General features: G+C 63.3%; 21 protein-coding genes and 1 pseudogene. 16 read left to right on the plus strand and 6 right to left on the minus strand.

Annotated features, from left to right (window positions below; genetic code table 11):
- Positions 1–194: hypothetical protein (locus tag GV044_RS22175; RefSeq protein ID WP_236554967.1), on the plus strand; the 194-nt coding region annotated here is incomplete at its 5' end.
- Positions 195–421: 227 nt separating this feature from the next.
- On the opposite strand, the gene GV044_RS13425 is transcribed toward GV044_RS22175, so the two are convergent.
- The 4 genes from GV044_RS13425 to GV044_RS13440 form a co-directional block, all read right to left on the minus strand.
- Positions 422–2,911 (minus strand): TonB-dependent receptor, encoded by a 2,490-nt coding sequence (locus GV044_RS13425; RefSeq protein WP_159871602.1) that lies wholly within the window; start codon positions 2,909–2,911, stop codon positions 422–424.
- A 59-nt stretch (positions 2,912–2,970) separates the two neighbouring features.
- Positions 2,971–3,915: a TIGR03619 family F420-dependent LLM class oxidoreductase gene (locus GV044_RS13430; protein WP_159871604.1), complete on the minus strand. Its 945-nt coding sequence runs from the start codon at positions 3,913–3,915 to the stop codon at positions 2,971–2,973.
- A 25-nt stretch (positions 3,916–3,940) separates the two neighbouring features.
- Positions 3,941–4,429, minus strand: a complete 489-nt coding sequence (locus tag GV044_RS13435) for a VOC family protein (RefSeq protein WP_159871606.1) — start codon at positions 4,427–4,429, stop codon at positions 3,941–3,943.
- A 160-nt stretch (positions 4,430–4,589) separates the two neighbouring features.
- A complete protein-coding gene (locus GV044_RS13440; protein WP_159871608.1) occupies positions 4,590–5,273 on the minus strand; it encodes a TetR/AcrR family transcriptional regulator in 684 nt (227 codons plus the stop codon).
- Between the two features lie 140 nt (positions 5,274–5,413).
- Here GV044_RS13440 and GV044_RS13445 point away from each other — a divergent pair, with 140 nt between their 5' ends.
- The 11 genes and pseudogenes from GV044_RS13445 (at position 5,414) to GV044_RS13495 (ending at position 17,188) form a co-directional block, all read left to right on the plus strand.
- Positions 5,414–6,229, plus strand: coding sequence for an SDR family NAD(P)-dependent oxidoreductase (locus GV044_RS13445; protein ID WP_159871610.1), 816 nt, complete (start codon positions 5,414–5,416; stop codon positions 6,227–6,229).
- 2 nt (positions 6,230–6,231) lie between these two features.
- Complete coding sequence (locus tag GV044_RS13450) at positions 6,232–7,014, plus strand: SDR family NAD(P)-dependent oxidoreductase (protein WP_159871612.1); 783 nt, start codon at positions 6,232–6,234, stop codon at positions 7,012–7,014.
- Positions 7,015–7,023: 9 nt separating this feature from the next.
- The gene (locus GV044_RS13455; protein ID WP_159871614.1) at positions 7,024–8,310 is read left to right on the plus strand and encodes a hypothetical protein; all 1,287 of its coding nucleotides are present in this window, start codon (positions 7,024–7,026) and stop codon (positions 8,308–8,310) included.
- 11 nt (positions 8,311–8,321) lie between these two features.
- Positions 8,322–9,494, plus strand: coding sequence for a sulfotransferase (locus GV044_RS13460; RefSeq protein WP_159871616.1), 1,173 nt, complete (start codon positions 8,322–8,324; stop codon positions 9,492–9,494).
- A 1-nt stretch (position 9,495) separates the two neighbouring features.
- Complete coding sequence (locus tag GV044_RS13465) at positions 9,496–10,782, plus strand: cytochrome P450 (protein ID WP_159871618.1); 1,287 nt, start codon at positions 9,496–9,498, stop codon at positions 10,780–10,782.
- A 25-nt stretch (positions 10,783–10,807) separates the two neighbouring features.
- Positions 10,808–11,314 carry a VOC family protein gene (locus GV044_RS13470; protein WP_159871620.1) on the plus strand — a complete coding sequence of 169 codons (507 nt, stop codon included), beginning with the start codon at positions 10,808–10,810 and terminating at the stop codon, positions 11,312–11,314.
- The gene (locus GV044_RS13475) at positions 11,311–12,192 is read left to right on the plus strand and encodes an SDR family NAD(P)-dependent oxidoreductase (RefSeq protein ID WP_159871622.1); all 882 of its coding nucleotides are present in this window, start codon (positions 11,311–11,313) and stop codon (positions 12,190–12,192) included. Before GV044_RS13470 ends, GV044_RS13475 begins: the two co-directional genes overlap by 4 nt.
- The gene (locus GV044_RS13480; RefSeq protein ID WP_159871625.1) at positions 12,189–12,716 is read left to right on the plus strand and encodes a nuclear transport factor 2 family protein; all 528 of its coding nucleotides are present in this window, start codon (positions 12,189–12,191) and stop codon (positions 12,714–12,716) included. The genes GV044_RS13475 and GV044_RS13480 overlap by 4 nt, the downstream gene beginning before the upstream one ends.
- A gap of 111 nt (positions 12,717–12,827) precedes the next feature.
- Positions 12,828–13,409 (plus strand): nuclear transport factor 2 family protein, encoded by a 582-nt coding sequence (locus GV044_RS13485; RefSeq protein ID WP_159871628.1) that lies wholly within the window; start codon positions 12,828–12,830, stop codon positions 13,407–13,409.
- Positions 13,410–13,769: 360 nt separating this feature from the next.
- Positions 13,770–16,211, plus strand: a complete 2,442-nt coding sequence (locus tag GV044_RS13490) for a TonB-dependent receptor (protein WP_159871631.1) — start codon at positions 13,770–13,772, stop codon at positions 16,209–16,211.
- A 346-nt stretch (positions 16,212–16,557) separates the two neighbouring features.
- A pseudogene (locus GV044_RS13495) lies at positions 16,558–17,188 on the plus strand (tyrosine-type recombinase/integrase).
- Positions 17,189–17,423: 235 nt separating this feature from the next.
- Here the strand turns inward: GV044_RS13495 and GV044_RS13500 are convergent.
- The gene (locus tag GV044_RS13500) at positions 17,424–18,098 is read right to left on the minus strand and encodes a thermonuclease family protein (protein WP_159871634.1); all 675 of its coding nucleotides are present in this window, start codon (positions 18,096–18,098) and stop codon (positions 17,424–17,426) included.
- A 198-nt stretch (positions 18,099–18,296) separates the two neighbouring features.
- Here GV044_RS13500 and GV044_RS13505 point away from each other — a divergent pair, with 198 nt between their 5' ends.
- The 4 genes from GV044_RS13505 (at position 18,297) to GV044_RS13520 (ending at position 22,063) form a co-directional block, all read left to right on the plus strand.
- Positions 18,297–19,211 carry an HNH endonuclease gene (locus tag GV044_RS13505; RefSeq protein WP_159871637.1) on the plus strand — a complete coding sequence of 305 codons (915 nt, stop codon included), beginning with the start codon at positions 18,297–18,299 and terminating at the stop codon, positions 19,209–19,211.
- Positions 19,208–20,707: a bifunctional 2-polyprenyl-6-hydroxyphenol methylase/3-demethylubiquinol 3-O-methyltransferase UbiG gene (locus GV044_RS13510; RefSeq protein WP_159871640.1), complete on the plus strand. Its 1,500-nt coding sequence runs from the start codon at positions 19,208–19,210 to the stop codon at positions 20,705–20,707. Before GV044_RS13505 ends, GV044_RS13510 begins: the two co-directional genes overlap by 4 nt.
- Positions 20,655–20,954, plus strand: a complete 300-nt coding sequence (locus tag GV044_RS22750; protein ID WP_371741619.1) for a hypothetical protein — start codon at positions 20,655–20,657, stop codon at positions 20,952–20,954. Before GV044_RS13510 ends, GV044_RS22750 begins: the two co-directional genes overlap by 53 nt.
- 83 nt (positions 20,955–21,037) lie before the next feature.
- Entirely contained in the window at positions 21,038–22,063 is a 1,026-nt protein-coding gene (locus tag GV044_RS13520) for an IS110 family transposase (RefSeq protein ID WP_159871646.1), read from the plus strand.
- A 317-nt stretch (positions 22,064–22,380) separates the two neighbouring features.
- Here the strand turns inward: GV044_RS13520 and GV044_RS22180 are convergent.
- The coding region (locus GV044_RS22180) for a hypothetical protein (protein WP_236554968.1) at positions 22,381–22,620 on the minus strand (240 nt) is incomplete at its 5' end.

A 22,620-nucleotide genomic window follows, 5' to 3' on the forward strand; every position in this document is an offset into this window, starting at 1 on the left:
ACATGACAACGGCTCCGCCAGCCATCCTGCGCGAGGTGCCCGATCCAGGAGCTGCCGCTGACCGCTACGATCCGATCTTCACCGAAAAGGAGACTGCCCGCGTCCAGCTCAAAATCACCGTCTCGCTCCTGAACATGTGGGCGCGCCGCGATCTCGGTCGCTTGTTGCGCACGGATGGCGGGGGGCAGGCTTAGATCTGAGCGTCGACCCACAAGTGGACACTCAACCGCACTCGGCCGCTTCCCACAAGCTGCCATCTGTTCATCGTTTCAGAATGGCCGATCCTGAGCGCCGGCTGTGCCGGCTGAATGGGCTCGAACGGGTGGAAAGTGATCAATAACTGGCATAGTTTGATTATCGCGTACGACTCCAGGCATCAATCGATTGCCTTGCCGGCATCAGCGGATCGCTGGCGATCTTGTCAGAACTTGCCGGGTCGCAAGGTGAGCCGGAGCCAGACCTCGCGTCCGCGATCAAAGGGACACAGGACTTCGTCCGTACCTGCAGCGCCAGCGTTCGGCGCGCCAGAGATGCTACCTGGAAAGGCCTGGCCTCCGGCGTAGTTGGTGATCGTGCAGTTTCCGGTAACGAACCTGTTCGTCAGGTTGTTGCCCATCACGCCGACTTCCCAAGCGTCGCGGACGTCCTTGATGCGCAGGTTGGCGTTAATCTTGGCAAACTTGGCCTGGTAGAAGTCGGCCCGGCGGCCAAGGACAGTGAGGTAGCGCGAACTGTAGTTCGCATTCGCCCCGATCCCGAAGACAAGCCCGCTCGTGACCGGCGCTTCATAGTCTGCCCCCAGGCTGACCTGCCATCGCGGCGCGCGCGGAAGTGCAGCGCCGCTCAGGTCCTGGCCCTGGAAGCGCACGGGTCCGCCGGTCGCGGGATCGATGCTGTAATAGCCCGCGGCGATGTCGGCGGGATCGGTTACCGGCACCGGATCACTGTTGCACCCTTGCGCGATCGTCTGGCCGCCGGCGCAGGGAGCACCGAGGAACTTGGTGAACTTGGCGATGTTCCAGCTTACCGCGCCCGTGAAGCTCAGGCCGGCAATCCCTTGAGGCTTGTAGGTTGCGTCGGAATCGATGCCGTAAGACTTGGCGCTGCCAGCATTGACGGTACGGATCCTGGGCAGGCCGCCTTGCGCCGCTTCGTTCGCGCCGACCTGGAGACCTGCGTACTTGTAATAGTAAAAGGCCAGGTTGACGAACACCTGGCGATCGGCGAAGCGGTACTTGAGGCCCACTTCGCCGCCCTGCACCTTCTCGTCGCCGAACGAGTTGTCGTCGCCGGGATTGGCCGGCACGATCAGATTGTAAGAGCCCGACTTGTAGCCCTGCTTGACCGAGCCGAACAGCGTCAGGTCGTCCGTCGCAGTCCAGGTGAGCGTGAGTTCGGGCGACCAGTTGCTGGTGTTCAAGCGTGGCAAGGCCGGGAACACTGTCGAGCCGGGCGCACCGTCATAGACGCCGAACACGTCGATCGTCTCGGCATTGTCATGGCGCTTCTCGTTGGTGAAGCGCACGCCGCCTGAGATCTCGAACCGCGGCGCCACGCGCAAGCGCAGCTGCCCGAACGCCGAAAGCGACTTGATGCCGACATCGTGGTTTCCCATGCCGAGCACTGCGGGAAACAGGAAGCTGGTATTGCCGAGCAAGTCGATGTCGTTCTTGACCGTCGCCCGCTGGTAAAAGGCGCCTGCCGTGAAGTTCAGCGGACCGGCATAGTCTGAGTTCAGGCGCAATTCCTGCGTGAACTCACGCCGGGTGAAGTGCTTCTGCGCAACGATTACCGAGGCGGCCTGGCCAGCGTAAGTCCCGCCGATCATGGCGTCGGATTTCAAGTCATAGTAGCCGCTGATCCAAGTTAGATCGAGGCTCGGCTGCAAGGGATAGTCGACCTCCAGCGTACCGAAGAACTGCCGGATGTTGGTGAAGGGGTGCCCGCCGTTCACAACGCCGATGAACGTGTCGGGATCAAGATCGACGGCATAGAGAGTTCGATCCGGCTTGCAGTCTTCGCCCACGCCATAGAACGGCACACCGGCATAGGCGAACGTGCCTTCCGGGCACGACTTCAGCTGGAACGGGGCGCCGCCTTTTCCTTTGTCTCGGGTGTAGTTGGCTTTGAGCCGCACCTTGAGGTCGGAGCTCGGCTCGAACAACGCGGTGCCGCGCAAGTACAGCGTCCTGGTCTGTCCGAAGCGGTCCGCCGGATCGACGGCCCCGGTTCCTGGCGCCGGCACCGCCCGATTGCGGAAGTAGCCGCCGTCGTCCTGGTACATCACCGCCAGACGCAGGCCCAACGTGTCGGTGACCGGGCCCGACACGATCGCCTCGCCGCGCCAGGTATTCGACGGCGCTCCGTACGACAGCCGGGCGGTGGTCTCGAGCTGCTGCCCCGGATCCGCAGTGCGGATCGAGATTACGCCGCCTGGGCTGTTCTTGCCGAAGAACAAGGCCTGTGGCCCCTTCAGCACTTCGACTTGCGCCATGTCGAACAAGCCAACCGAATAGGCGAGACCCTGGCTCAACTGCAATCCGTCGAGATTGAGTGAAACCGACTGGTCGATCCCCGGGTCCAGCGAGGACGTGCCGATGCCGCGCACCGATATTTGCGTACCGACTTCGAGCGGAGCGACGCCGAGCACTACGCCCGGCACCAGCGAGCTGATGTCATCGAGGCTGGTGACCTGCTGGCGATCGAGCGTATCGCCCGTGAGGACTGCCTCGATCACCGGCACCTTGAGGATCGACTCCTGGCGCTTGCGCGCAGTCACGATGATGTCGGCGGTCTGATCGCTCGCCAGGCCGCTGGGAGGCGAAGTCGCGACCGATTGCGCGCAAGCCGGCTGGTATAGCCCAGCAGTCGAGGCGAGCAGCCAGAATGGCAGCTTGGACTTGCCTAGCATGTTTCAGACACTCCCACTTTTATTGTGTTCTTAGCTTTGTCTACTCGCCAGCCCGCACCTCACCAGCCTGCGAGCGGAGCGAGGATGCGTTGGTGCAGTTCGGCGAACATCGCCGCCATCCCCGCTTCCCCCAGTGGCAGCTCACCGCTCGAGGCGATGTTGAACTCGGTCACGCCCGCGTCGCGGTAGCGCCTGAGATCGTCGAGCTCGGCCGAGCTGTAGATAATCTTGATGATGCGCAGTTCGGCCGGATCGCGCCCGCTGTCCCGGGTCATCGCGTGCAGCCGCGCGATGGTGGCAGGCGCTTCGCTCAGCGGAAGGTTGTAGGGCAGCCACCCATCCCCTCTCTGTGCCACCCGCTTCATCGCCGCCGTGCTTTCGCCGCCGATCAGGATCGGCACACCGCCGGCGCGCGAGGGCTTGGGAAAGGCATAAGCATCGGTGAAGCGGTAAGCGGTTCCGTGATGCGTGGACGCTTCCTCCAGCCACAACGCGCGCATGGCATCGATCGCCTCGTCCGTGCGCTTGCCGCGGCTGGCGAAGTCACTGCCCACCGCGTCCGCTTCCTCCTTGGCCCAGCCCACCCCGGCGCCGAGCAGCACCCGGCCTTCGGAAAAGCTGTCGAGCGTCGCGAGGGCCTTGGCGAGCAGCACGGGATTGCGCTGCGGCAGAATCAGGATGTTGCTGCCAACCTCGATCGAACGAGTGGCTGCGGCGGCCCAGGCCATGCCCAAGACCGGGTCGACGATCGGATTGCGCACGTCTGCAAAGGGGATCTCGTCGTCGCCGAACTGCAGCGGAGCATCGTTCGACTGCTCGGGCAAGTCCTGCCCGGAGCCATCCGCATAAGGGTAGCGTGACTGCGGATAGCTGCGGAACTGCACGACGTGCTCTGGGAACCAATAGTGCGCCAATCCTGCCTCTTCGGCCAGCCGAGCTGATGTGCGGATGAATTCGCCCGATGCGTAAGCACCGATTCCCGCGCAGGTGATCCCGACCTTCATCGGGGGCTGCCTGGCCTCAGCCGGGTCATAGGATCGGCCGTCCTTGCGGCCAGCCCATCAGGTCCCAACCCTCGGGCGAGGCCCAGACATACTCGCAGTAGTGCCCCAGGCTTTGCCGGCCATCGAGGTAGATGTATAGCAAGCCGGGCACCTCGCCTTCGAATGCGAGCGGCAGGCCTAGCTGTGCGATCTCGGCACGCATGGCATCGCGGTCATCGCGCCTCACTGCAGTGTGGTGGAAGCGCGGCGTCGGGTCCTGCGGGTCCTGCGGAAGATAAGGCAGGTAGTGATCGACGAAGCCGCCGAGCGGCTGGATCAATTCTATCTGCAAACCGCCCGCCCAGGCGAAGCCGGCCCGGACGCTTGCCGGCTTGTCACCGTCCGGGGTGTGGAACACCATCTCTGGCTTCAGCACGGTGAAGTCGCGCAGACCAAATCGCTCGCCCAGATCTTCGATGGCCCGATCGATGTCGTGCGTCACGTATGCGTTCTGGTAATGACCGGCCAGGTACATCCCGTGCTCCCGAGGCGACGCGGTTCGTTGCCACTCGTCAGAACGAGTGCTGCCGCAGTGCGGTTAAACTGTTTGCTTTACCTGACCGCGTCAAGCAGAGCGGCGTGCCTGCTCGTGCGCGCGCTCTTGTCCTGTCGTGCGCAGACGGGAGCTACTTCTATCAGGTTCTTCGTGACGATTCGACAGCACGCAACAAGTCGAGGGTCTCGCCGGAGAGTGGAGCCGTGAGAGCGCTTGCCAGCATGTCGATCATGTTGGCCGACGTGAGGCTCAGACTCGCCTGGTCGAGCTCACCATTCGATAGCTGCTCCTCGGCACTGGCCAGGATCGAGTGGATCAGGCTGATAAGGTGATGGATTCGAAACTTGCGCACGTGTTTGGGCAGGTAGGAAAGGAACCTTTCGATTTCCGCATATATCTGCACGCCGGCAGGGGTCACTGTCTTCACAGCGTCGAGATCGAGCCGAAAACGGCCATATTGCGAGATGAATCGCAGGTAGTAGTTACCCTCCTCGCGCGGGAACAACTCCTCCGTAAGCGGCTCAATGAAAGCTTCAAGGTAGAACCGGATGTCCTTGGTCCGTCCGGTGCGAGCCAGCATCTCGGCGCGGCGACGATCGAGCCGGAGCCAGCGGTGCCGCAGCACGGCATGAACCAGTCCGTCGCGCGAGCCGAAATGGTAGTGCGCGGCGGCGATGTTTTTCTGGTTGGCGGCCTGGTTAATCTGCCGCAGCGACACTCCCTCGATCCCCCGCTCGGCGAACAGCCGTTCCGCCGCCAGGATCAACGCGAGCTCGCCTGGTCCTGGGGCTTCCGCGGGGGTGAGGTCTGGATCAAGGTTCAACGGCTCTCCTTCCGGCATCATCAAGGTGCTTGACAGGGTTCATGTAAATCACTCAGTTTAGAAGCGCGAGCAAGTGCTCGTGCATGCGGGCGAGGACATGACCATCGCACCCGAATGAGCATGACTGGGGCGCGGCCGCAATGTCCGGCGAGCAGCCGATCGGCATGCAGATGGGCGGAGGGGGGAAAGGCGTGGGACTTCTGGACGGCAAAGTCGCCCTCGTCACCGGTGGCGGAACCGGCATCGGCAAGGGCATCGCGCGCATGTTCGCCGCGGAAGGCGCGAAGGTCGTGGTCGCCGCGCGGCGGCAGGAGCCACTCGAACAGACGTGCCGCCATGCGCCCGAGGCAATCAGTTGGGCTCAGATGGACCTGACGAGCCCCGAGGATCGCGCCCGCACGCTCCAGATCGTGCTCGACCGTCACGGCAGGCTGGACGTGCTCGTCAGCAATGCCGGCGCGCAGCTGTGGAAGAGCTTCGACGAGACCACCGAGGACGAGATCGACACGATCTACACGACGAACCTTGCCGCGACCGCGCGCTTGATCAAGCAAGCGCTGCCGCTACTCGAAGCGACCAAGGGCAATATCGTCGTGATCTCGTCGACGGCCGGGCGCTACACAGTCGTTCCCTCGCAGAACCTGTCGGTTTACGGCGCATCCAAGGCCGGGTTGAATCAGCTCACTCGCAGTCTGGCGCCCGAGCTGGGGGTAAAGGGCGTCCGGATCAACGCCGTCGCGCCGGGCCTCACGCGCGGCGAATATTCGGGAGAGTCGATCGATCTGGAGGCGGACGAGGCCACGCGCGAGTGGATCCGCTCGGTCACGCCGCTCGGCCGCATCGGCGAACCCGAAGACATCGCCCAAAGCGTCGTGTGGCTCGCCAGCGATCGCGCAGCCTGGGTCACCGGCCAAGTCATCGATGCCAGCGGCGGCTGGCAGATCGCAGCCGGCTAAGCATGCCGACCGCCCTCGTCACCGGCGCTGCGGATGGCATAGGTCGCGCGACGGCCGAGCGTCTGGTCCGCGAAGGTTGGAGCGTCCTGGCGGCTGACCGCGACGCCGACCGGCTGGAGTGGGCCGCCCAAGCCGGGATCGCCAGCCTGGTTGCGGACATCAGCAGCGAGACAGACAACGCCCGCATGGTCGCACACATGGAGGCGCGTTTCGGCGGGCTCGACGCGCTGGCACTCAACGCGGGGGTGACCGGTGGAGGATCGATCGACAGCCTCTCCATGGCCGCCTTCGAGCGCGTCGTTGCCATCAACTTGTTCGGTCCGGTGCTCGGCATCAAGGCGGCGTTGCCGCTGCTGCGCTGCAGTAAGCAGCCCGCCATTGCGATCACCTCCTCGACGATGGGGCTTGCCGGCTATGCCGAGAACTGGGCCTATTGCAGCACCAAACATGCGCTGATCGGACTGGTCCGCGCGCTGGCGCGGGAGCTGGGCTGCGAGGGCATCCGCATCAATGCGCTGTGCCCCGGCCCGACCAGGACCGGCATGACCCGCGCGATGGAGGCCGTGGCTCCCGAACACTTCGCGATGCTGACGCAGAAGGTTCCGCTCCAGCGCTGGGCCGACCCCGACGAAATGGCCGCGGTGATCGCATTCCTTGTTTCCCCGGCCGCGTCCTACGTGACCGGGCACGCCATGGTAGCCGACGGCGGAGCCATGGTCGGCACTGGCCTGGTCGGGCCGCGGACGGCCACGGCTCCGGCCATCCCCCTTGAAATCCAGACATGAGGCGGAACCATGAGCGACAACAAGACCGTGATGGCGCAGGAGAACTTCTCCCCCAACACCACAGAACCAGCGGCTGAACCCGGCGATTTCTCCAGCGATAAAGCTGCGCTCGCCTGGGCCGAGGGTCAGCTCGACAAGCTTATTGGTGCGATGCGCTACAAGCTGGAAAAGCACGTCGTCGGCTGGCCTGAGGATGACCGTGAGCTCAATACCTACGAGGCCTTCCGGCACTTGCTGCGCGACATCAACTTCGGCCACTCCGCCTATGTCGAGGCGGACTATGAGAACCCTGCCTTCGCCAAGATGGGGGCGACCAGCCGCATCAACTTTCAGCTGCCCTCCCCTGATTGCATGTACCACTCGGTCGTGCTGCACAGCGACTATACCTACCTCATCAAGGGGAAGCGCGGGTCAGCCGCGATCTTCCAGCTGGCGATCTATGCGGGGCATGCCTGCGACCTTGTCGGGTGGAAGACGGTATCGGTGGCCAACAACATCGACCAGGCGGACCATCTTTGGCCAGGAGCCGAGGTGAACATCGTCCTCAGCAAGGAGCGACCCGCCGACCTCGGCCACGCCTTGTGGATGGAGATGCCCGAGGGGCCCAGCGAGCTGCACAGCCGCCAGTACTACGGCGATTGGCTGACCGAAGAGCCTGCAGACCTGATGATCCGCATGGAGAGCCAGACCTTCCCCGCGAAGGTGCTGGACGCACAAAGCGCGGCGACGCGCTTCGATCGGCTGGTCAACCTGCTGCGTGTCCACACCGACTTCTACCGCGCCGGCGTGGAGTCACACTTGCGCCACGAGCCTGGCGAGATCCCGGAACTGGTCTTCCCCGGCGCCTTCGTGGGCACGACCTACTTTCCCGGCCACTTGCGCTGCCAACCGGATGAAGCCGTGATCATCGAGATCGAGGACACCGGCTCGGGCTACTGGAACACCGCGCTGTTCCAAATGCAGTTCGAAAATCTCGATTGGTGGTCGCGCTCGTCCTCGTTCAACAGCACCCAGGCGCATGTCGACGGCGACGGCAAGGTGCGCTTTGTCGCCAGCTGGAGCGATCCGGGCGTGCCGAACTGGCTCGACTGCTCGGGCCGCGTGCTAAGCCTCATCGCGTTCCGCTTCTTCCGGGCGCCGACCAAGCCCGCCAACCCGACGCTGCGGACGGTCCCGCTCGCCGACGTTCGCGATCATCTGCCCGCCGACACGCCGACGGTGACCCCCGACGCGCGGCACCGCCTGCTGAGCGACCGCCTAGTCTCCGCCTACCGCCGCCGCATGGCCGATTTCTGAGGACTCGCGTGATGACCGATCAGCTACGGCACAAGCTGCTCTTCGAGCCGATCCTTGACGAGGCGTTTCGCGAGTCCGGCACCGGCGCCACCGACTTTCGGGACCGGGGTTTCCTTTCCAACCTGCAACGCGTGCTGGAGATACCCACGCGGCTCGAGATGTCGGCACGCGGGCTCGAAGGCATGCACGCCAACACCCTGCGCTGGCTAGTTAACCGCCTGCGCTACGAGGCGGACGTGGCGCGCCATCCCGAGATCCTGGAGGAGGACGTTTCCGACCCGATCGTCGTTCTGGGCCTGCCGCGTTCGGGTACGACCAAGGTCCAACGCTTCCTCTCGTCCGATCCCAACCTCCAGGCGACGCCGGCATGGGCGATGTGGAACCCGGCGCCGTTCCCGAGCGAGCAGCGCGGCGAGCACCACCTGCGCGTCAAATGGGCCGCGCAGATGATGGGGCACGTCACCAACACGGACGTCAGCTACCAGAAGATGCACGAGTTCGCCGCCAATGAAGCGGACGAGTCCAGCTTCATCCCGCTCGCGAACTTCGACTACGTGATGCAGTATACGACCGCGCCAGACCAGGTGTTCCTGGACTGGGCACGCACGGTGAACCGCGTCTCGCCGCTCACCTTCCTCAAGCGCATGCTGCAGTACCTGCAGTGGCAGAACGGCGGGCCCAAAGGACCCTGGCTGCTCAAGAACCCCGGCCATACCGGCGAGATGGCCGAGATGGCCGAGGTTTTCCCACGCGCGACCTTCGTCATCTCGCGGCGCGACTTGTCGAACACCATGGGATCGAGCTTCCGGATGATGGACGAGATCCTGACCAACACGTTTGAGACACCGAACAAGCAGCGCTACGCGCACGAGACAGTCGAGTACTGGAGCTACGAACTCAACCGCTATCACATGCAGAAGGCGGCGCTGGGCAGCTCGATCCGCCTGGTGGAGGCGGACTACAAGGCTTGCGTAAAGGACGGCATCGGCGTCGCCAAGCAGGTCTACGCCGCGGCCGGGCTGCCGTGGACGACCGAAGGCGAGCAAGCGATGCGCCAATGGGACATCGACAATCCGCGGCACAAGCTGGGCGCCTACGACTACAAGCTGGAAGACTGGGGCTGGACCTCCGATGCAATCGAGGCGGCGTTCGGACCTTCCGGCCCCGACTGGCGGGGGCGCTGACATGACCGACGCACTGCAGCCCTACCCGCACCTCGCCGACGCACTCGAGGGCACCCTGCTCGATCCTGCAATCCAGGCGCGGCCCAACTTCTACTACCGCGAGCTGCGCACGCGCGATCCAGTGCACTACGATCCGCAACTCAACATGTACCTCGTTTCGCGTTTCGAAGACCTGCAGGCGGTGACCAAGGACCCGATCACCTTTTCGTCTGAGCAAGGCTACAAGGCGCAGACCGCCAAGGGTTTCCAGGACGAGTTCCAGGAGATCCTGCGCACTCACGGTGGCGGCTTCTTTCCCGATGCGATCAAGACCGATCCGCCCTATCACACGCGCATCCGCAAGCTGATGGAGAGCGCCTTCACCGCGCACCGGGTCAAGGAGCTGGAGCCCAAGATCGAGGGTGTGGTGCGCGACATCATTGCCGGGGTTGCTGCGGACGGTCGCTGTGATGGGGTGCGCGACATCGCGGCGCCGATCACGATCCGGTTCATCTGCGAACAGATGGGCCTGGGCGAAGTCGACGGGCAGAAGATCATCGACTGGTCCTATGCCGTGGTCGCGCAGCAAAGCCGCATGCAGAGCCGCGAGGACATGGTGGTAAATGCCATGCTGATTGCCGAGCTGCAGCAGTTCCTCATCGCCCACATCCGCGATCGCGAGGCCGAGCCGAAGGAGGACATGATCTCCGACCTCGTCCATGCGCGGCTCGAAGGCGAGGACACGCTGACCTTCCCCGAAGTCGTCTCGCTCGTACGTGCGATGCTGATCGCTGGCAACGAGACCACCGCTACCGCGATCGGCCACTTGCTGGTGCTGCTGGCGACCCGGCACGACGTCGCCGAAGAGCTCTACGCCAATCGCGACGACAACCGCTGGCTCAACCGCTTCGTCGAAGAGCTGCTACGCTGGGAACCGCCCTCTCGTGGCCTCACCCGCATGACCACGCGCGAGGTGGAACTGGGCGGAACTGTTTTGCCCGAGGGCGCGCACCTGTTGCTGCTGTGGGCCTCTGGCAACGATACCGACACCGTTTTCCCCGACCCGCGCACGTTCGACATGACGCGCGAAAACGTCGGGCGGCACTTGTCGTTCGGTGCCGGCGCGCACCGCTGCATTGGCGCCGCGCTTGCCCGCATGGAGATCAAGCTGGCCGCGCGCGAGATTGTCAGGCAGCTGACCGACCTGGAACTTCTGGTGCTGGTCGACGAGATCCGCTTCGTGCCGACCATCGCCACGCACCCGATCGCCACTCTGCCGCTTACGTTCCGACGCCGCGATCAGGCCTGAGACAAGGGACCATGGGAGAGTGACGATGTTTATCCGCGGACACATGCAGAACGCCTATGTCACCCACGACCTCGACAAGGCCGTCGAGATGATGGGGAACCAGTTCGACATGCAGAATTGGGACCGGATCGATCCAGACATGGTGGTCAACACGCTCGAAGGGCCTAAGCCGCTCCAGTGCCGCGTCGCCAGCACTTGGGCGGGCGGGCTGAACATCGAGCTGATCGAGCCGGTCGGCGGCTACGTCGAGCACTACGTCAACATGCTGCCCGATGATCGCAGCGACGCGGTGCCGCGCTTCCACCACATCTCCCTGCGCCGCGACAACGAGGCGGAGATGCGCGAGGAGGTCGCCCGGCTCGGTCTGCCGCTCGCCTTCGAGGGCCCGCTCTCGACCAAGGACAAGATCCCTAGTCTGGTGTTCATCTACCTCGATGGCCGAAAGACCTTGGGTCACTATGTCGAGTTCACCTGGAAGAGCGACGAGGCCTGGAGGTTCGTGGGCTGGCCCGAGGGACGCCCGGTGTGGTGAGCCCGCGCGGCGACCTCCTCGGCAAAGTGGCGATCGTCACCGGCGGTGCGAACGGCATCGGCGCGGCGACGGTCGGGGCGGTGGTCGAGCAAGGCGGGCGCGTGGTCATCGCCGATCTTGCCGACGAGGCCGGCCAAGCGCTTGCCGAGCGGCTGGGTGACGCCGCGCGCTACCGACACGTAGACGTGGGCGTCCGCGCGCAGATGGGCGGGCTTGTTGAGTTCGCGGTCGAGACCTTCGGCACGCTCGACCTGATGTTCAACAACGCCGGCATCACCGGCGCGTTTCACCAGCGCTTCCTTGACGATCCACTCGACGACTTCGAGCAAGTGCTGCGGATCAATCTCGCTAGCGTCATGTGGGGCAGCCAGTGCGCCGCGCGGCACATGGCCCGTCGCGGCAGCGGCGTGATCGTAAACACCGCCTCGATCGCCGCCCTCGATCCCGGGTTCTCGATCCCCGCTTACCGCGCGTCCAAGGCCGGCATCATCAACTTCACCCGCTCCATCGCCGTCGACTTGGGCGAGTACGGCATCCGGGTGAACGCGGTCGCGCCCGGCGGCATCCCGACGACGATGAACAGCCTGGTGGAGCCTGGCTTGTCGCCCGCGGACTTCGCCGAGCTGCAGACCCATCTCGAGCCGCTGCGGCTGATCAAGCAACCGCTGAAGAAGCCCGGCAAGCCAAGCGACATCGCGGAGATGGTGGTATTCCTCGCCAGCGACCGCGCCAGTCATATCACCGGACAAGTCATGGTCGTCGACGGCGGCGTCACGGCCGGCTCCACGCTGAACCAGACCGCGCTGCTGGCCGAAGGCAGGAACGCCTTTCTCGCAAGCCGCGCTTCCGACCGCCATCCTGAGGGAGAGCCTGGATGACCACCAAGACCACACAGATCCTTGCCGAACTCGCCGACCGCGAGGCCATTCGCGAATGCCTTGCCCGCTACTGCCGCGGCGTCGACCGGCTCGATGCAGAGATGGTGCGCTCCGCCTACTGGCCCGACGTCGTCGACACGCATCTCTCATTCCAGGGCGATGCCGAGGAGTTCATCGCGTGGTCCTTTGCGGCGATGGGCAGCATGGACCAGACCCAGCACTTTTCCGGGAACGCGATCATCGCCATCCGGGACGATACCGCCGACGTCGAGTCCTACTTCTTCGGCTTCCACCGCGTGAACGGCCCGGATGGCAAGTTCGATCTCATCGCCGGCGGCCGCTATGCCGACACGTTCGAGAAGCGCGATGATGAATGGCGTATCATCCGGCGCATGGTGATCACCGACTGGTACCGCCAATTCGAGAACTCGGCTGATTGGACCCACGGCATGATGGGCTTCATGATCCAGCCCGGCGGCCGCTACCCCGACGACGACAGCTACCGGCTGATCAACCTGGAGTAGCGGCCCGAAGCTGAACATCGCGATGCCCCTCGATTTCCGCATTGAGCGGTAGGATCCGTCGCTCCGCCTCAGGTAGCGTCCTTTTTGTAGAACACTCGGAGAAGTCGGAAAATGGAGGACGGCAAAATCAAGCGTTCCCGCGAGCAGCGGATCCAAGAGATGCTCGACCACTACGAGATCGCCAAGACGGTCGCCGTTTACTGCCACGGCTGCGACCGAATGGATCACGACCTGTGCCGCAGCACCTACCTTGAGGATAGTTGGGACGATCACGGCCTCAACAAGTGCCCAGGACCAGAGTTCGTGACGCGACTGATGCGTTCGCTGCCGAGCAGCAACTCGTGCTTCCATAGCCTTGGTCAGACACTGATCAACGTCGATGGCGATGACGCCGGTGCCGAGACATATTTCATCGCGGTGGTTCGAGCGCCGCGGCCGGGCGAGCCTGACGTCGAAAACCTAAATGTGATCGGCGGGCGCTATGTCGATACCTTGCGACGCGTAGAGGACGAATGGTTCGTGAAGCGCCGGCTATGCGTGCGCGACTGGTCTATCAACCAACCCATTGCTGAGGACTGGCTGCTCGGCCACGGCCATGTGCAAGGCCATCGTTCACAGGACGATCCTTCCTATGCAGTGCTGGGGCTCACGCACTCGGGGCAATTTGGTCGGGCGCGAACAGCGAGCGAGTAGCAGCGCAGCCTCGGACTTTCCTCTCGTCGTGCGCAAATCGCGACGCAGCAGGTCGGGACCGTGCCGGATCGCGCAAGCCGTGGTGGTCACGATGGTAACGTAGTTCTCAAAAGACATCGTGCCGCAAGGGCATGGTCTGACCCTAGTGCTGGCTTGTCGTCATCTTGGCTGATTCTTGACGCGCACTGCACAAGCACTTGCTTGTGACTATCGGTTCGTATTTCAAAGTTTCTATTCTCGTCCGACTGAGTGAAGTTGGATTCACTCAATAGCCGCTGTTGGCACGCGTGATCCATCGCGCGTCGATGGGTTTCGAGAAAGGCCGCCGAATCGCGATCGGCATAAGAGGGGAGATGGAACATGCAAAGGCTCACGTCGTTCGTGCTGCTTGCGGGCACTGCACTCGGAATGCTCGGGTTCGCAGGCGCGGCATCTGCCCAGTCGCAATCCGAGCCGCAGGCACAAGATCGTCCCGTTCGGGACCAGAGTGAGATCATCGTCACTGCCCGCAAGCGTGAAGAGTCAATCCTCAAGGTTCCCGTGGTTGAGGCGGTTGTCTCGGGTGAGACGATCGCACAAGCGCAGATCACCTCCCTGGAAAGCCTCGTCACTCGCGTGCCTGGCGTCAACATCGGCTCTGCGGTGCTTTCGATCGGGCCACAGATCTCGCTGCGAGGCGTCGGCACCAGCAGCCTCGACGCCGGCATCGACCAGTCCGTGTCGCTCAACGTCGACGGCCTCTCGCTGACGCAGGGTCTGGCCTATGCCGCGGGCGTGTTCGATCTCGCCCAGGCCGAAGTCCTGAAGGGGCCACAGGCCCTGTTCTTCGGCAAGAACAGCCCGGCGGGCGTGGTCTCGCTGCGCAGCAACGATCCCGGCAACGAGGTCGAGGTGATCGCCAGGCTGGGCTACGAGGCCGAGGCGCAAGAGAAACGCGGCGAGCTCATCCTTTCCACGCCCGTCACGGACACGTTTGGCGTACGTTTCGCCGGCATGGCCGACTTCCAAGATGGCTTCTTCCGCAATCGGGCCCAGAACCTCACGCCTGCAGCTGTCGGATCCGCCCGACCCTCGTTCAAGTACCCCGAGAGCCGGAGCTTCATCGTGCGCGGCACGGCGGTCTGGGAGCCGAGCGCCACCTTCAAGGCACGCCTGAAGGTGAACTACACCGTCGACGATGTGAAGGGTGATGCATCGCACGGGCAGGTTACGACGTGCCCTGAAGGCATCGCTCCCTCTTCCACAGGCATCCTGTACCTCAATCCGCGAGAAGATTGTAAGCTCGATCGGGACATATACGTCGTCTACTTCAATCCGGCGACTTTCACGGGCCGCAACTTCGGTGTTCCGTTCATTCGTCGCAAGCAGAAGTTCGGCACACTCGAGCTCAACTACAATGCCAGCGACACAATCGGCCTGACGTCAGTGACGGGATATTACCGGGTCGATTCGGACTCGATGATCAATGCGGTTCAGACGGGTTTCGCGGGTTCGCCGTTTGCAGCCGATAACGCGTTCTACCGTAACGATTTCACTCAGGAACTGCGCCTCGATACGGAATTCGACGGACCGCTGAACCTTACACTTGGCGCGTTCTATCAGGACGGTGAGATCTACAACCAGATCCGGTTGCCGGTAAACCGCGCGATCCTGCCGCTCCCACTCTTCCCCAATGGCTATCTCGCGAACGGTTCGCACCACATCGATATCGAAGCGTACTCCGGCTTTGGACAGCTGCGGTACAAGATCGTGCCCACGCTGGAACTGGCGGTCGGCGCCCGTTATGCGCATGAAACGCGTAGCGATCAGGTCTTCAACCTTGGCGGGGCGACGCCAGTCGACATCTCCCTGCCCAACAGGGGCAAGTTCAGCACTGCCAACGTCTCTCCGGAGGCGACGCTCACGTGGACGCCGACCGATGACTTCACCCTGTTCGGCGCGGTCAAGCAGGGCTACAAATCCGGATCGTTCACGATTACCACGCCGTCGGCAGCACCGGCTTTCGGCGACGAGAAGGTGCGCGGCGGCGAGGTCGGCGTGAAAACGCGATTGGCGAACCGCCAGTTGAACCTCAATCTCGCGGGCTACTATTACGAGTACAAGGGCCTGCAGGTCGGCGTCTCGACGATCGATCCCGTGCTTGGCATCACCCAGGTGCAGACAGTGAACGCGGCGAGTGCGCGCGTTTACGGTATCGATTTCGATCTGACCTACCGCCCCAACAGAATCGAGGGTCTGATGGTCAGCGCGGCTGCGAACTGGAACAAGGCCAAGTTCGACGATTTCCGGGATGCCCAGTGCACGCGCGGCCAGACGATCGCACAAGGCTGCAACTCGAACCGCGATCCGCGGACCGGTCTCTTCACAGGCCAGGACCTGACCGGTATCCCGCTGATCCGCGCGCCCGAATGGCAGCTGAGCGGGAACATCGACTATGACCTCCCTGTGTCGAGCACCGACAAGGTGCGGCTCGGTGTCGGAGCACAGTACAGCTCGCGCTACCTCACCGCGCTGGGACGTGGCGACCGGTTTTATCAGGACGCTTACGCCATGTTCGACGCCAACGTCGCTTACGTGGGCAACGACGGCAAGTGGGAGGTTTCGCTGCTCGGGCGCAACCTGGGAAACAAGATCACCACCGGCAGCTGCACTGCGTCGAACATCCAGGAAGGTCAAAATCCGCTGCGCTCCAGCACGCAGGTGTCGGGTGCTGCGACCAGCGGCTCAGCAGGCCTTCCCGAAGTGACCTGCGTAGCCCGGCGTGGACGCGAGATCTGGGCTCGCTTCAGCGTGAGTCTCTAGCCGCCTGGGCCCGCCTGACCTTAGGTTGACTTGCGCTCCCCGGCCTGGCGAGCCAAGTTAATCACCGAACCGTAGTCTGCAATTAAGAACAAGGCTCGCGCTTTATATAATCACTGGCGTGAGCTGACAAACCGCTCTCGGCCGCCGGTAACCCAGGTACGATCATGCACCGCGTTGTGACCAATCCCATGATGCTGCCGTTGGTTCACATTCGCGCCGGCAGTTGGACGCGGGTCCGCGGCTTGGCGCCTAGGCTGCTAATGGGCAAATGGCATCAACAAGCGAGTGAACTTAGGTCCGAACTGCTGTAGGATTGGGTGCTGCGGCGGGGGCATGGAGACAGGCAATGGGACACTCCTCGCTGGACCCTGCATTCGATGATCTTCGACCCTGGAACGAAGGGCGGGTGGTCGGAGCTAAGCGGGCACTCAAACCGCAGCAGGTCTGGGCTATTCGGTTCTGGCTCCACCAGCACCGAAGGCTACGAGATCGCGCACTCTTCGACTTCGCTATCGACAGCAAACTCCGTGGCTGCGACGGGTCAAAGTTCGGATCGGAGACATAACAGCCGGTGGTCGCATCCGCGACCGGGCGATCGTGGTGCAGCAAAAGACCAAGCGGCCGGTGCAATTCGAGATCGTTGAACCCGCTCGGCAGTCCCTGCTCTCCTGGCCTGAGCGACGTGGAGGCACCTTGAACGATTTCGTTTTCCCGAGCCGCAACGGCTACATGGATCACATGAGCACGAGGCAGTATGGCAGGCTTGTGAGGGAGTGGGTTACAGGCATCGGCCTTCAGGCTGAGGAGTACGGAACGCACTCGCTTCGGCGCACCAAAGCATCAATCATCTACAAGGCTACCGGCAACCTACGTGCCGTGCAGATCCTGCTTGGTCACGCCAAAATCGAGAGCACCGTCCGTTATCTCGCGTGGACGTAGAAGACGCGCTTGAACTATCGGAGCGAACAGAGATTTGATTTTTGTTGGCGCGGCCAGTCACGCGCGCGACGTGAAGCGACACATAGCCCGGATCGGCGCCAGCAGCGCAGCGGCGGTGACCCACTTCCGGCCACTCAGACCGCCCTTCCCGATCGCCGACTTTTGCCCGTTGTTCACCTAGATGGCCGACCGCCTTCAGAGCGCCGGGCTCGACAGCGAAGTGGCTCAATCAGGTGGAAACCGCGCACAAACGAATGCACCACCTCTTCCGACCTAGCGTCGGCCCCTATAGGGCTCACAGGCGAGCCCGTCGCTGTCGCCATCAAGGTTCGGATTGTATGCTGCCGTTCCTCTGCGCATCGGAGCCGCTCCTGCGGCTCGGGCCTGATCGCAGTTACGGTACATGTACCCTGAGCTTCTAGGCTGCCAGCGGACCGGCGCACTCCATTGTCCAGAGCTGGGTGAGCGCAGCGCGTCAGGATCGCGCGGATGGGCGCGCCTCCAATCCACTGGCATGTCGAACTTGGTCGCCCAGATCCCGACCTTTCCGACCCTCGCGCGAGCCTCAATCACTGCATAGTCGGCCCGTCCATTCTCCAAAACGATCGCGTATCCTTGCGCAACGAGCTGCGCTGCCACGTCCTGTCCGTTGATCATGCAGTTCGCCACGGTCCTGTTGTACACGTCGGTTTCACGACGAATGCAGGTGACCAGGCGATTGTCGATCAGCACGCCAAGCGCAGAGGCAGCGTCAGCCCCGCACGCCCATTCCGAATGATTTACCTGACAGGTCTGGCGATACTCCGGCGCGTCGACCCCGAACAAGCGGACCTTCGTGCCCGCGACCTCAAAGCTGTCACCGTCGCCAGCGTGGGCGGTACCGGTGATCGTTTGTGCAACGGCGGGCTGAAACGACGCGAGGGCCGCGAGGATGGCGAGGCGGATCATGGTGCGGAGGCTACGCAGGTTGGATTACCAGAGAATTGATCGCGATCATCTAACAGACGGTCCTGGGTCGGTGACCGGCCTTCTTCATCCGTCGCTTGATAGATCACATCAATTCAGGGATGGACTGAACCCAGGTTGATGACTGTTCATAGTAGACCTGACATTGCGCTAGCATGAGAATGGCGCCACGTTCTCGGCATGAAAGGCGTCTTCGAGATCAGCGGTGCGTCGCGCTACGATGACCTAATTGCTGAGCGCTATCACTTCCCGCGCATCTACCTACGTGCAGCCGAAGCGTGCGTCGGCGATTGGATTGTCTATCGAGAAACCGGCTCGGCCGGCGGTCGAAAGGCGTATGTGGGGGCCGGTCGGGTGCACAGCATCGACCCTGATCCCGCTGACCGCACCCTCTTCTACGCCCGCATCAAAGACTTCATCGAGTTCGACGGTCCTGTGCCGTACCGCGATCCGGACGGCCGCTTCCAGGAGCGCATGCTGCGCGAACTGGACGATCCGGCCACCGCCGGTCGGACGCTGCGCGGCCGCTCGGTTCGCGCCATCGACGATGCTGACTTTGCCGCCATCGTGAACGCCGGCTTGGTCGACACGCTGTCCCCCGAATATGCGATCCGGCTCGAGCTCGATCCACGGCACATCGATGCCTCGACTGCCACTTTGCTGGCCTCACCGCCTGACGAGCGGCGCATCGCGCAGCTACTGCTCAACCGCAAGGTGCGCAGCGCCGCCTTCCGAGGCCATGTTCTCGACGCTTATGACAGCCGGTGCGCGGTAACAGGTCTGCGCATGGTCAATGGTGGCGGCAAGGCCGAGGCTCAGGCCGCGCATATCTGGAGCGTCGCCGATGGCGGGCCGGATGTCGTACAGAATGGCATTGCCCTCTCTGCGACCGCGCACTGGCTGTTCGACCGCCACCTCATCAGCCTCGATGACGAGTGCCGACTACTGGTGTCGCACAACAAGGTGCCGTCCGAGCTCATGCGCCTGTTCCCGCAACCGGGCGAGCGCGTGCACCTGCCTGCCGATCCACGGCTGCATCCGCGCCCCGACTATGTCGCCCGGCACCGTGCACGCTTCGCAGGGCTCGACGCTTGAGCGGGTACTCGGACGTCATCGCTGCCTATGATGGCCAAGCCAACATGCTGGCCGAGAGGTATGAGGCGGTATCGTCCGAACGGATGCTGGCGCAGGTATTGGCCCTTATCGCTGTTGAAAGTGACGGCAAACTTGCCCTCGATGTCGGCGCTGGCACTGGGCGTGACGCGGCTTGGCTGACCTCTCTCGGCTACGAGGTCGTGGCGGCCGAGCCGGCTCCTGAAATGCGCCGGATCGCAGCCGAGAAGCATCAGAGCCGCGGCATCCGGTGGGTGAGCGATGCCCTGCCCTCTCTCGACCATGTTCATGAGCTTGGGCTTGCCTACGAACTCGTGCTGCTGTCAGCTGTTTGGCAGCACGTCGCGCCTGCCGATCGGCCTCGCGCCTTCCGCAAACTCGCCTCGCTGATGAAGCCGGGCGGCGTGCTGGTGATGACGCTGCGCCACGGTCCCGCGCCGTCCGGTATGCAGATGCACCCGACTTCAACTGCCGAAATCGAGGGACTGGCCCGGGTACATGGGCTGGAGGTGCTGCGGGTTGCGACCTCCAGTGATCAGGGCGGACGCGCCGGTGTGACCTGGGACGTCATGGCGCTGCGCATGCCCGATGACGGCACCGGCGCGCTCCCGCTGGTGCGCGGGATCGTCCTATCCGACGAGAAGTCGTCTACCTATAAGCTGGCGCTGCTCCGGTCCGTGGCACGCATTGCTGAATATGCACCTGCTGCAGCTACGCCGACACCTGAAGGCCGCGATGCAGTCGAGGTGCCACTGGGTCTAGTCGCACTGAACTGGCTGCGAATGTACCTGCCGCTGGTGCGAGCCGGACTTCCACAGATGCCGGGCAACATCGGCACCGATCGGCTAGGCTTTGCCAAGGATGGCTTCGAAGCGCTGCTGGCGCTTGGCACGGCGCCGATCGAGCTGCGGGTCGGTGCTTCGCTCAGCGGCGAGCAGGCCGCTGCAGTGGCCTCTGCCCTTTCGCGGGCGGCGCACACGATTGCCAAGATGCCAGCGACCTTCACCCGCTATCCTAACAGCGACATGCAGGTGTTCGGCGTCAGCCGCGCGCGACGGAGAGGCGCACCCGTAACCGTACTTGACCTTGAAATGCTACGCAGCTGGGGTCTGATCGAAGTGCCAGGTCATTTGTGGCGGGCCATGTCCCGCTTCGGTTCCTGGATCGAGCCGATGCTGGTGGCTGAATGGTCGCGCCTCATCCGCGGCTATGCCGATCGAATGGGTTTGGCGGTCGCGCCGGTGCTGCGGAAGCCGCCCTTGCCTGGGCAGAGCCGGTGCGCACCACCGGGCTTGGCCGCGGTATCGTTCAGCGGCTTCTCGATCGCGGGCAATCCATGGAATGCGTCTGGACAGGACGACCGCTCAACCGAAAACCTTCGACATCGATCACTGCCTGCCCTGGTCGGTCTGGCCCTGCGGCGACCTGTGGAACCTCATGCCAGCCCACGCCCGTGTCAACCAGCACGAGAAGCGTGACAGGCTACCCTCGGCCGCGGCAATGGCCAACGCGCGGGAGAGGAATGTAGGATGGTGGGAAGCCGCCTACCTGGATGATGAGGCGCTAAAGCTTCGCTTCTTCCGCGAGGCGGCTTCCGCACTGCCCTTGAGCAGCCCTCAGAGCAGCACCGCAGTGTACGACGCATTGGACTGGCGACGCCTGCGGCTATGGCAGGACCAACAGGTGCCGCAATGGACGCCGCCCGGCGCCTCTACTTGGAGCTGACCCACTTGCGTTGGGGTGGACGCCCCCTGACGGCATCTATGTGCCAAAGTGGAGGTGTTGAAACACCACTGTAGGAGGCGTCCATGGACGAGGTTAGCACAGTCGGCATCGATTTGGCCAAGTCGGTTTTTCAGGTGCACGGGTCGGGATCAGATGGATCTGTCGTGATCCGCAAGAAGCTACGTCGAGACCAGGTTTTGGCATTCTTCGCTCAGTTGCCTCGTTGCGTTGTTGCGATGGAGGCCTGTGCAAGCGCTCATTATTGGGCGCGTGAGATCGCAGCTCTGGGCCATGACACGCGCCTCATCCCGCCGGCATATGTGAAGCCGTTCGTGAAGCGTCAGAAGAACGACATGGCTGATGCAGAAGCAATTTGCGAGGCCGCTCAGCGTCCAACGATGCGGTTCGTGCAAGGCAAGAGCGCACAATCTCAGGCATCGGCGGTCGTCTTTCGTACCCGCGATCTGCTCGTTCGCCAGCGCACCCAGCTAATCAACGCGCTACGCGGGCACCTTACTGAGTTCGGCTATATCGTGCGGCAGGGTATGGGGCACGTGAGCAAGCTGGTCGATCTGGTCCAGGATCCTACATCTGACATCCCGGATGAGGCACGGCCGGTGCTCGTGATCATGGCGGAGAGCTTCCAGGCGCTGCAATCGCAGATCACTCTTCTTGATCGCGAGATCGCCGCTCGTGCAAAGGCAGACCCCGTCGCGAAGCGGCTGATGACCATTCCAGGTGTCGGCCCTGTCGTGGCAACGGCGCTGGTGGCGCTGGCGCCCGCTGCGAGCACCTTCAAGCGCGGGCGTGACTTTGCAGCCTGGCTTGGACTCGTCCCGAGGCAGCATTCCAGCGGTGGCAAGGAGCGCCTCGGTCGTACAACGAAAATGGGTGAACGCAGCTTACGGCGGCTGTTAATACTCGGCGCGAGCTCGGCCGCCAAGGTTGCGGCACGTAATCCCGACAAGGCTGGCGCATGGCTGGCCGGCATGCTGGCGCGCAAGCCGCGGATGCTGGTCACCGTCGCGCTTGCGAACAAGATGGCTAGGATCGTCTGGGCGCTGACGGCGCATGGCGGCTCCTACAGAGCTCCGGCCGTGGCGGCGTAACCCGCAAGGCTTGAGGCGTCAGGGACGCAAGGAAGGTCAGTAGAGAGGTATGGCGCAACGGTCAGAAGACGGGGTCGGGAAAACCAGTGAAATGTCCAGGCGCCTTGAGCGCGCACTTGCGGTCTGGACCCGATCCGCGATCTCCATACAGGCCAGCAGCCGTGATAAAGGCTGCATTAACAGGCCGGACACACGGAAGCACCTGATCCTGCGCGAACAAATCTCTCAAACACCCCCTTGTATCCGGCGGGGCGTCCACACACGGCCATTCAGAGACGCTCGGTCGCCTCCCACAACCTGCCGCTTGTTCACGTTGGCTAGGCGCCAGTTTTCGCGGCTCGGTGCTGTTGTCTGAACCAACCCGACGGGGTGTAAGCATGGCGGTAGGGAACTCTGAGCACGTCGAGCGCCGCCTCAGGGCGACAGTAGAAAAGCGGGACTGCCTTGTCGATCGCGGCCGACGGTGACTTCAGTTTGAGAGCAAGACCCGGAGTGCCGCTGGTCACGAAGCGGACTAGCTCTACATGCACGTTGTAGAGGACGAACGGCATGAACAG

Source organism: Novosphingobium sp. 9U (assembly GCF_902506425.1).
GTDB lineage: Bacteria > Pseudomonadota > Alphaproteobacteria > Sphingomonadales > Sphingomonadaceae > Novosphingobium.

Excerpts from the sequence above, each read along its gene's own strand:
- GV044_RS13425 (WP_159871602.1), bottom strand. The coding sequence starts at position 2,911 with ATGCTAGGCAAGTCCAAGCTGCCATTCTGGCTGCTCGCCTCGACTGCT.
- GV044_RS13430 (WP_159871604.1), bottom strand. The coding sequence starts at position 3,915 with ATGAAGGTCGGGATCACCTGCGCGGGAATCGGTGCTTACGCATCGGGC.
- GV044_RS13435 (WP_159871606.1), bottom strand. The coding sequence starts at position 4,429 with ATGTACCTGGCCGGTCATTACCAGAACGCATACGTGACGCACGACATC.
- GV044_RS13445 (WP_159871610.1), top strand. The coding sequence starts at position 5,414 with ATGTCCGGCGAGCAGCCGATCGGCATGCAGATGGGCGGAGGGGGGAAA.
- GV044_RS13450 (WP_159871612.1), top strand. The coding sequence starts at position 6,232 with ATGCCGACCGCCCTCGTCACCGGCGCTGCGGATGGCATAGGTCGCGCG.
- GV044_RS13455 (WP_159871614.1), top strand. The coding sequence starts at position 7,024 with ATGAGCGACAACAAGACCGTGATGGCGCAGGAGAACTTCTCCCCCAAC.
- GV044_RS13460 (WP_159871616.1), top strand. The coding sequence starts at position 8,322 with ATGACCGATCAGCTACGGCACAAGCTGCTCTTCGAGCCGATCCTTGAC.
- GV044_RS13465 (WP_159871618.1), top strand. The coding sequence starts at position 9,496 with ATGACCGACGCACTGCAGCCCTACCCGCACCTCGCCGACGCACTCGAG.
- GV044_RS13470 (WP_159871620.1), top strand. The coding sequence starts at position 10,808 with ATGTTTATCCGCGGACACATGCAGAACGCCTATGTCACCCACGACCTC.
- GV044_RS13480 (WP_159871625.1), top strand. The coding sequence starts at position 12,189 with ATGACCACCAAGACCACACAGATCCTTGCCGAACTCGCCGACCGCGAG.
- GV044_RS13485 (WP_159871628.1), top strand. The coding sequence starts at position 12,828 with ATGGAGGACGGCAAAATCAAGCGTTCCCGCGAGCAGCGGATCCAAGAG.
- GV044_RS13490 (WP_159871631.1), top strand. The coding sequence starts at position 13,770 with ATGCAAAGGCTCACGTCGTTCGTGCTGCTTGCGGGCACTGCACTCGGA.
- GV044_RS13500 (WP_159871634.1), bottom strand. The coding sequence starts at position 18,098 with ATGATCCGCCTCGCCATCCTCGCGGCCCTCGCGTCGTTTCAGCCCGCC.
- GV044_RS13505 (WP_159871637.1), top strand. The coding sequence starts at position 18,297 with ATGAAAGGCGTCTTCGAGATCAGCGGTGCGTCGCGCTACGATGACCTA.
- GV044_RS13520 (WP_159871646.1), top strand. The coding sequence starts at position 21,038 with ATGGACGAGGTTAGCACAGTCGGCATCGATTTGGCCAAGTCGGTTTTT.